At 31.3% G+C, this 8,710-nt stretch carries 7 protein-coding genes and 1 other RNA gene; 6 read left to right on the top strand and 2 right to left on the bottom strand.

Annotated features, from left to right (window positions below; translation table 11 throughout):
* Positions 1-18: 18 nt before the first annotated feature.
* Positions 19-2,499, bottom strand: a complete 2,481-nt coding sequence (locus DPIF8902391_RS01430; protein ID WP_172504826.1) for a TonB-dependent receptor — start codon at positions 2,497-2,499, stop codon at positions 19-21.
* Positions 2,500-2,521: 22 nt separating this feature from the next.
* Positions 2,522-4,213, bottom strand: coding sequence for a M23 family metallopeptidase (locus tag DPIF8902391_RS01435; RefSeq protein WP_172504827.1), 1,692 nt, complete (start codon positions 4,211-4,213; stop codon positions 2,522-2,524).
* 149 nt (positions 4,214-4,362) lie between these two features.
* On the opposite strand from DPIF8902391_RS01435, the gene DPIF8902391_RS01440 reads away from it, so the two are divergent.
* From DPIF8902391_RS01440 to DPIF8902391_RS01465, 6 genes are all read left to right on the top strand, one after another.
* A complete protein-coding gene (locus DPIF8902391_RS01440; RefSeq protein ID WP_058884730.1) occupies positions 4,363-4,656 on the top strand; it encodes a hypothetical protein in 294 nt (97 codons plus the stop codon).
* A gap of 12 nt (positions 4,657-4,668) precedes the next feature.
* The gene (locus DPIF8902391_RS01445) at positions 4,669-4,956 is read left to right on the top strand and encodes a cell division protein ZapA (protein ID WP_058884731.1); all 288 of its coding nucleotides are present in this window, start codon (positions 4,669-4,671) and stop codon (positions 4,954-4,956) included.
* A gap of 58 nt (positions 4,957-5,014) precedes the next feature.
* Positions 5,015-5,124, top strand: a non-coding RNA gene (gene ssrS, locus DPIF8902391_RS01450) — 6S RNA.
* A 47-nt stretch (positions 5,125-5,171) separates the two neighbouring features.
* Complete coding sequence (gene rny, locus DPIF8902391_RS01455) at positions 5,172-6,779, top strand: ribonuclease Y (RefSeq protein ID WP_172504828.1); 1,608 nt, start codon at positions 5,172-5,174, stop codon at positions 6,777-6,779.
* A gap of 195 nt (positions 6,780-6,974) precedes the next feature.
* Positions 6,975-7,802, top strand: coding sequence for an N-acetylmuramic acid 6-phosphate etherase (gene murQ / locus DPIF8902391_RS01460; RefSeq protein WP_172504829.1), 828 nt, complete (start codon positions 6,975-6,977; stop codon positions 7,800-7,802).
* Positions 7,795-8,040: a DUF6095 family protein gene (locus tag DPIF8902391_RS01465; RefSeq protein ID WP_058884734.1), complete on the top strand. Its 246-nt coding sequence runs from the start codon at positions 7,795-7,797 to the stop codon at positions 8,038-8,040. Before murQ ends, DPIF8902391_RS01465 begins: the two co-directional genes overlap by 8 nt.
* Positions 8,041-8,710: the final 670 nt, after the last annotated feature.

Raw genomic sequence — 8,710 nt, forward strand, 5'->3', positions numbered from 1 at the left:
GTTTTAAAAAATAATGCGTTAAAACTGCATGCCAATTTTAAGATTTAAAACTCTGCCGGTCATGTAATTGGGAATGCCGTATTGCTGTTTACTATACGCATCACGCACCCAAGTATTGGTTATTGAATTGCGAATATCAAATAAATTGAATAACTCTAAACCTGCTGTTAATTCTTTAAAGTTTGCTAAAAAACCAGTGCTTTTTTTCTTTGAAATATCTGTAAAAATATAAGAAATACCAACATCGGCACGTTTGTAATCGTTTAATCTATGCTGGTATTTATAAACATCGGTATAAGCAGGTGAACCACCAGGTAATCCGGTGTTATACACAATATTTAAGTAGGCTTTTAAGCTGGGAATATTAGGTACGTAATCTTGAAATAACACGCCAAATTTTAAACGCTGATCGGTTGGTCGGGCAATATAACTTTGGTTATTGGTGTTTTCTTGGGTTTTTAAATATCCGAAACTCACCCAGCTATCATTTCCTGGTACAAACTCGCCATTTAAACGAATATCCAATCCGTAGGCGTAGGCTTTTGTTGCGTTATCGGCACGGTATCGAATCCGAACATTATCGACTGAATAGGCATTTACATCGGTTAAATTTTTGTAATATAATTCGGTTGTTAATTTAAAAGGGCGCTTCCAAAGTTTAAAACTATAGTCGTTTGCTGCTACAAAATGAATCGCTTTTTGTGCTTTTACCTTCGGATTAATTTCTCCATTATAAGCACGTAATTCTTTGTAAGATGGCGGCTGAGAATACCATCCTCCTGAAATTCTAAAAAGCATGTCTTTGCCCCAATCTGGTTTGATGGCAAATTGTGCTCTTGGGCTAAATGTAACTTGATTTCTAGTATTTTTGATGGTGTTTTTAGCCGCATTTTTTACGCTCCAATTATGTGACCTAACGCCAATGTTTAGCCAAATTTGATGATTTTTCCAAGTAGTTTTTCGGCTAAATTGTAAAAAACTACTAATGCGATTAATATCAATATTATTTTTTGATTTTACCTTATTAAAAGGTTCAATAGCTGCCGTAAAAGGCTCATAGGGTTGGATATTAGTACTATGATATGGCGGACGAATACTAAAACCTAAGGAGTCAATAATTTCCCATTCATTCATGCGGTCTTTTATATTTTCTGTTTGAAATTTCACGCCTGTTTTCCATTCGTTTTTGCCATCTTTTAAAGTCGCTTTAAATTCAATAGTACGAATTAAAGCGTCTAAATCATTTCGGGCATGGTTTATTTGCGAGCCAATCCCTTGTGCAAAGGTTACTTCTTCAAAATTTTGATTGTTTTCAGAATTTTCAGAGGTTTTTGTAATTTCGCTTAGCTTGTAAGCCGCAGCAATATCGAAATATTCTTCTTCTTGGGTGTTGAAAGAAGAAATAGTTCCTGTTATTTTTAAGGCATCATTTACTTGATAATCCGAAGAAAAAGCGCCAAAAAGGGTTTTAAATTCGTCTTTTTCCTGCCCTTGATAATAGACTATTAATTCCAACGGGTTGGCAAGTGTTCCAAAACGTGTTTTTCTGGTTAGCGGTTGGTATTTGTATTTATTTATCGAAAAATTACTTAAAAAATTTAAGGTTAGTTTTTTAGTTGCTTTGTATGATAAAAAACTTTGAACATCGGTAAATGTTGGGCTAAAATTTACAGCAACTTGTTTACTGTTTACAAACAAACTATTGTCGCGATACCGAACCCCAATAAGGGCGCTTAATTTATTGTTTAAAAAAGTATCTTCTATGGTAAAACTTGCTCCTAGTAAACTAAGGGCTATTTTTGCGCCAAATTTAGTAGGTTTTCGGTAGCTAATATCTAAAACAGAAGAAAGTTTATCGCCATATTTAGCTTGAAAACCACCTGCCGAAAAATTAATATTTTGCACCATTTGCGGATTGATAAAACTCAAACCTTCCTGTTGACCCGAACGAATTAAAAACGGTCGATATACTTGAATTCCGTTTACATAAACAAGGTTTTCATCAAAATTTCCGCCTCTAACATTATATTGCGTACTTAATTCGTTGTTATTGCTAACCCCGGGAAGGGTCATCAAAATATTTTCAACACCTGGATTTGCACCGAGTATGTTTTTAACTTTTTTGGTAGAAATTGTGCTAATTCCTTTTGCTTGTTTTCGGTAGTTTTTAACAATAACCTCTTCTAATTCTTGGCTTTTAAAATAAAAAGTAGGAGCGTAGTTAAAAATTTCTTTTCCTCGAGAGGTGAATTTTTTAGTAATGGTTTTATAAGTAACATGGCTAAAGGTAACCCGCACTGTTTTACGCATTGGAATGGTAATTTTATACTGTCCGTTAGCATCGGTTGTTGTTCCTTTTGATAAATAAGAAATAGCAATTCCTTGAATAGGAATGTTAAATTTATTCGTTAAAGTTCCTTTTATAATGGCTGTTTTTTGTGCAGAAACCTGGGTGAAAACCAAGGAACAAAATAAGATTAAGAAGCGTGTTTTTTTCAAGGTTTTTTATTTTTTATGAAGACTACTTTTTATAGAAAAGTGCCGAAAGTGTTTTTAAATTACCAACATTATCAGAAACAACAAGTTTAAAAATATGCTTGCTTCCAATTAGTTTTTTATCATTAAAATTATAGGTAAGCAATCCTTTTTTATGATTGTATTGCATTAAAATCCATTGGTCATCAATGGTTGCATTGAAATTTTTAATACCAGATTGATTATCTTTAATTTTTACTTTTAGTGTCTTGTTTTTTGATAACCATTGTTTGTTTTTAAAATTGTATAATTTAATAGTTGGCTTTATGCTATCAAAAAGTAATTTATAACTTCCTAAAACTTTGGTTGAGGTATATATTTTATTGGTTTTCTTTTTTGTGTTGGCGTATCGGGGGTATTTCATATTGCTAACATTGGCAATATAAACCTGTTTTTTTTGAGCGTCAGTTAAAAGAGAGGTGTTAAAAGTTAAGGTATATCTTTTATCTATCGGCACAGTTTTATTATGAACTTTTACGATATCATTATCAATAGAAAAATCAATAAAACAATCGGTGTAAAAGGTGTTTTTAGGAAAGGCAATAGTTACATTTTTAAGGGTGTATTTATGAAAATCACTTGCAATTATTTTATAAGCTGTACTGTCTTTTTGCTTAAAAACTAAATTACTTTTTACGCCTTTAACGGGTATTTTAATGGTGGTGGTATTGTGTTTAATATCTTTAGCAATAATTTCGATATGATAACTAGCGCCATCTTTAATGGTAATTTTACCATTATTAACTAAATCTTCATATAAATTTAATCTATTGGCTTTTACTTTGTGTGTTTTCTGAACCCTATTTTTGTAGGTTTTATAGTGTTTGTAATCAATCAATAAATTAATGTATTTACTTTCAGCAAATGAAAAAGTTTCAAGGTCATGATAATAAACCCTGCTGCCGTTTACTTTCATTTCAAGGCTGTAAATTCCATTTTTATTACTAGCGTCATTTAATCTATCAAAAACACTCACACCAAAACCAATAACGCCACTAGCTGTAATTCGTTGACTAATATAATTGTTAGGCGCAATTTTTTTAAAGGACAGTACCAATTTTGAACTAGAATTATTAACTCTAGATTGCGCATTTAACGGATACGCCATTATTTTTTGAATCGTAGGAGCGGTGTCATCTTTTGGGGTAATACCAAATAACAACGGATTTATAATATGTTCGGTTTTAGTGTCTCTAATTTCATAATGTAAATGAGGACCTCCAGAACCTCCAGTATCGCCACTATAACCAATAATTTGTCCTTTTTTTATAGGAAACTGTTCGTGTGGGGTAAATAAGTTACCTGTTTGATAATTTTTTTTTTCATACTGAACGCTTTTAACGTATTTTTCAATAGTAGGTTCAAATTTTTGAAGATGCGCATATACGGTGGTATATCCGTTAGGATGATCTAAATAAATGGCTTTTCCAAAACCATATTGTGATACTTTAATACGAGAAACATAGCCATTTGCCGCTGCATAAATAGGAATACCTTGTTTTCCTTGTGTTTTTATATCTATTCCAGAATGAAAGTGATTACTACGGAGTTCACCAAAAGTACCTGATAAAATAATAGGAATTTTTAAAGGGGCTGAAAAATAGTTTCTAGGATATTGCTGTTGGGCGTTTCCTGAGTAAAAGAACAGTAAAAAAATAATAGAAAAATAAAATTTCAAAGCAGTGGGGTTTTAAACAAAAATACTAAAAATAAGCGAAACACTTAGAGTGTTAATAATCAGTATTTTATTAAAAAGTACTAAAAGAGTTGCTATTTAAAATCTATAATGATAACTTTGTCTGTATAGTTTTATTCTCAAAAAAATAAATGAGTACCCCTTTAGAAGCAATTTATTTACTGGAAGATAAGTTAAAAAGCTTATTAAATAAGTATGAGTTTTTAAAAGAAGAAAACCAAGTTTTGCGTAAAGATAATGCAAAATTACAAGGTTTATTAGAAGAGAAAACACACGACTTAACAATAAAGCAAGAAGAATATCAATTGCTTAAAGTTGCTAAAACTATGCGAGGCAGTAACGAAGAAAATAGAAAAGAAACAAAGCAAAAAATAAATACTTTAGTTCGAGAAATTGATAAATGTATTAGTCTTTTAAATTCATAAAAGTTCTTTAACATGACAAAAATAAAAGTTAATGTAGTAATTGCAGGACGAACATATCCTTTAAGTGTTGAAAACACAGATGAAGAACAAGGAATGCGTACTGCTGCAAAAAACATTAATGATTTACTTGTTAAGTTCGAACAAAAATATGCAGTAGCTGATAAGCAAGATGTATTGGCAATGTGCGCATTGCAATTTGCATCTAAATTAGAAATTGTATCTTTAGCAAATGAGAAAGAAAATACTGAAGTAATAAATAAAATAAATGATTTAGCTAACTTGTTAGGAAAACATTTATAACGTTCTTTTAAAATACACATATTAATATTACTGCCTACATTAGTACATTGTTTATTAAACTCAACACTATTTATTTAGAAAGGATGAGTCTTGGTTCTTAAAGCATGCCGAATTTATTTTCGGATCCTTGACAAGCCAGTTAGTCCTAAACCTGTTTTTACGGAGTTTATAAAACCTTATTAATGTAGGTTTTTTTATACAATTAAATTAAAATTATGGATGGAAATTTATTTCCTGTATTAGCAGGAATTATAGGAGTAGCAATCGGTTTTATTATTGCTAAAATAGTAGAGAAATCTAAAGCAAATAAATTAATAATAGAAACCAAAAAAGAAGTCAAAAATATTGTTAAATCGGCTAAAATAGAAGCAGATTCAATAAAAAAAGATAAAATATTACAAGCTAAAGAAAAATTTATTGAGTTAAAATCTGAGCATGAAAAAGTAATTTTATCAAGAGAAAAGAAAATCTCTGATGTAGAAAAAAGAACAAGAGATAAAGAAAGTCAAATTTCATCAGAATTAGATAAAAACAGAAAATTAAATAAAGCAGTAGAAAGTAAAGCAACTGATTTTACTTCTAAAATTCAGGCTTTAGAAAAAAAAGAAGCCGATTTTGAACATAAAATAGAAATTTTAGAAAAGAAAGAAGCTGAAGTAGAGAAAATACACAAACGTCATGTTGATATGCTAGAGCAAATTTCAGGCTTATCGGCAGAAGATGCTAAAACCGAGCTAGTATCATCATTAAAAGATGAAGCGAAATCAGAAGCGATGTCTTTTGTTCAAACAACTATTGAAGAATCAAAAATGACTGCACAGCAAGAAGCTCGTAAAGTTGTTTTAAAAACCATTCAAAGAGTAGGAGTAGAGCAGGCTGTTGAAAATTGTGTGTCGGTATTTAACTTAGAGTCTGACGATGTTAAAGGACGTATTATTGGGCGTGAGGGTCGTAATATTCGTGCTTTAGAAGCTGCAACGGGTGTTGAAATTATTGTTGATGACACACCAGAGGCGATTATTTTATCGTGTTTTGATCCTATCCGTAGAGAAATTGCTCGTTTATCGATGCATAAATTAGTAACCGATGGGCGTATTCACCCAGCAAGAATTGAAGAGGTTGTTAAGAAAACAGAAAAACAAATTAGCCAAGAAATTATAGAAGTTGGTAAGCGTACCGTTATTGATTTAGGAATTCATGGATTACATCCTGAATTAATAAAAATTGTGGGGCGTATGAAATACCGTTCTTCTTATGGGCAAAATTTACTACAACATTCTCGTGAGGTTGCAAATCTTTGTGGTATTATGGCTGCCGAAATGGGCTTAAATGCAAAAGCGGCTAAACGTGCTGGTTTATTACATGATATTGGTAAAGTGCCAGAAACAGAAAGTGAATTACCACACGCTTTATTAGGGATGCAATGGGCAGAGAAATATGGTGAAAAACCAGATGTTTGTAATGCAATTGGAGCGCATCATGATGAAATAGAAATGAAAAGTTTGTTATCGCCAATTGTACAGGTTTGTGATGCTATTTCAGGAGCAAGACCAGGGGCGCGTCGTCAGGTTTTAGATTCTTATATTCAGCGTTTAAAAGATTTAGAAGATATTGCTTTTGGTTTTACAGGTGTACAAAAAGCCTATGCTATTCAAGCAGGACGTGAATTAAGAGTTATGGTTGAAAGTTCAAAAGTAAACGATACCAAAGCTGCCGAATTATCATTTAATATTTCACAAAAAATACAAAATGATATGACCTACCCAGGGCAGGTAAAAGTGACTGTAATCCGTGAAACTAGAGCGGTAAACGTAGCAAAATAAAACAAAATATTTGTATTGAAATTTACTGAAAAACCCGCATTTACGATGCGGGTTTTTTGCGTTTAAAAAGTAGTTTAATGTAAAAGCTTTGCTTTTATCTGCTATAAAATATTTTTTTAAATAAAAGAAAACATCTAAATTGATTATTCTAAAAATTTATCAGCATAAAAACTTTATAATTACTAAATTTGAAACATGAATTTTACCAAAACAACCGAACAAGACTCAAAGTATAATAATTTAGAAAAAATGAGTATTTCTGAAGTATTATCAAACATAAATAACGAAGATAAAACCGTGCCTTTGGCTGTTGAAAAAGCCTTGCCTCAAATTGAAAAATTAACCGAACAAATTGTATTAAAATTACAACAAGGCGGGCGATTATTTTATATTGGAGCAGGTACAAGTGGGCGATTAGGTATTTTAGATGCAAGCGAATGTCCGCCTACTTTTGGCGTTGGGCATAACCTAGTTATTGGGCTTATTGCAGGTGGTGATATTGCGATTAGAAAAGCCGTAGAAAATGCCGAAGATGCGACCAAACAAGGCTGGAAAGACTTGCAAAACAAACAAATTACCACCAACGATGTTGTTATTGGTATTGCTGCTTCCGGAACTACACCTTATGTAATTTCGGCGCTTGAAAAATGCAACGAAAACCAAATAATTACGGGCTGTATTACCTGTAATAAAAATAGTCCTTTGGCGTTAACGGCACAATTTCCTGTTGAGGTAGTTGTTGGAGCGGAGTTTTTAACGGGTAGTTCTCGAATGAAAGCAGGTACAGCACAAAAATTAGTGCTAAATATGCTTTCTACGGCAAGCATGATTCAGCTAGGAAAGGTAAAAGGTAATAAAATGGTTGATATGCAGCTTTCTAATAAAAAATTAGTAGAAAGAGCTAAAAAAATGCTAATTGCCGAACTACATATTAATAATGAGCTTGCAACGGTATTACTAGAAAAATATGGAAATGTTAGAAATGCTATTATAAATTTTAAAAAAACCACTGAAAATGACTAAAAAAATAACAAATGATGTGGTTGTAAAAAAGTTTTTAATTCTATTAGGCTTATTAATTGTATCGCCAATTGTATTGAGTTTAGCCTTTAAAGCGCAGCGTATTTTTACCCAAAGCCCTAAAATATATATTGCCTATGCCTTATTGGTTATCGGTGTTTTTTTACTGTTATTTACGGTATATTATGGTTTTAGAACTATAAAAACCTTTTTAGATGCACTTTTTAATTCAGGAGTTTAGTTATTTTTACAATAAACTTGTTTAAAAATTAAGGCTGTCAGTTTGAACGTTTTTTTTAGATAAAATTATTTGAAGCAATTTCCCGCTTTCCGCACTCGCTTTTTTTTGAAGAAAAATCAAAAAAAGAGCTCAAACAAAGCTTCAATCGGGGCTAGGCATTTAGTATATCAAACTTTATTTTTTAACTAAAATTGAATAATCCTGTTCAAAAATGAAAGAGCTGTCAGTTCGAGTGTTTTTTCCTTCAAAAAAATGTATCGAGAACTTTTTTGGTATCAAAAGAAAACAATTCAAATTCTCGATACTATTTTAATTTATTTCAGTCATTAAAATCACTCGAATTGACAAGAATCATCAAAATAACTGTCAGTTCGAGTGTTTTTTTCCTTCAAAAAAATGTATCGAGAACTTTTTTAATATCAACAAAAAATAATTCAAATTCTCGATACAATTTTAATTCCTTTTAGTCATTAAAATCACTCGAATTGACAAGGATTATCAAAATAACTGTCAGTTCGAGTGTTTTTTTCCTTCAAAAAATGTATCGAGAACTTTTTTAGTATCAAAAGAAAAGAATTCAAATTCTCGATACTATTTTAATTCCTTTTAGTCATTAAAATCACTCGAATTGACAAGGATTATCAAAAATAACTGTCAGTTCGAGTGTTTT

This window comes from Tenacibaculum finnmarkense genomovar ulcerans (assembly GCF_900239495.1).
GTDB lineage: Bacteria > Bacteroidota > Bacteroidia > Flavobacteriales > Flavobacteriaceae > Polaribacter > Polaribacter ulcerans.

Coding starts and splice junctions, on each gene's coding strand:
- DPIF8902391_RS01440 (WP_058884730.1), top strand. CDS start 4,363: ATGAGTACCCCTTTAGAAGCAATTTATTTACTGGAAGATAAGTTAAAA.
- DPIF8902391_RS01445 (WP_058884731.1), top strand. CDS start 4,669: ATGACAAAAATAAAAGTTAATGTAGTAATTGCAGGACGAACATATCCT.
- rny (WP_172504828.1), top strand. CDS start 5,172: ATGGATGGAAATTTATTTCCTGTATTAGCAGGAATTATAGGAGTAGCA.
- murQ (WP_172504829.1), top strand. CDS start 6,975: ATGAATTTTACCAAAACAACCGAACAAGACTCAAAGTATAATAATTTA.
- DPIF8902391_RS01465 (WP_058884734.1), top strand. CDS start 7,795: ATGACTAAAAAAATAACAAATGATGTGGTTGTAAAAAAGTTTTTAATT.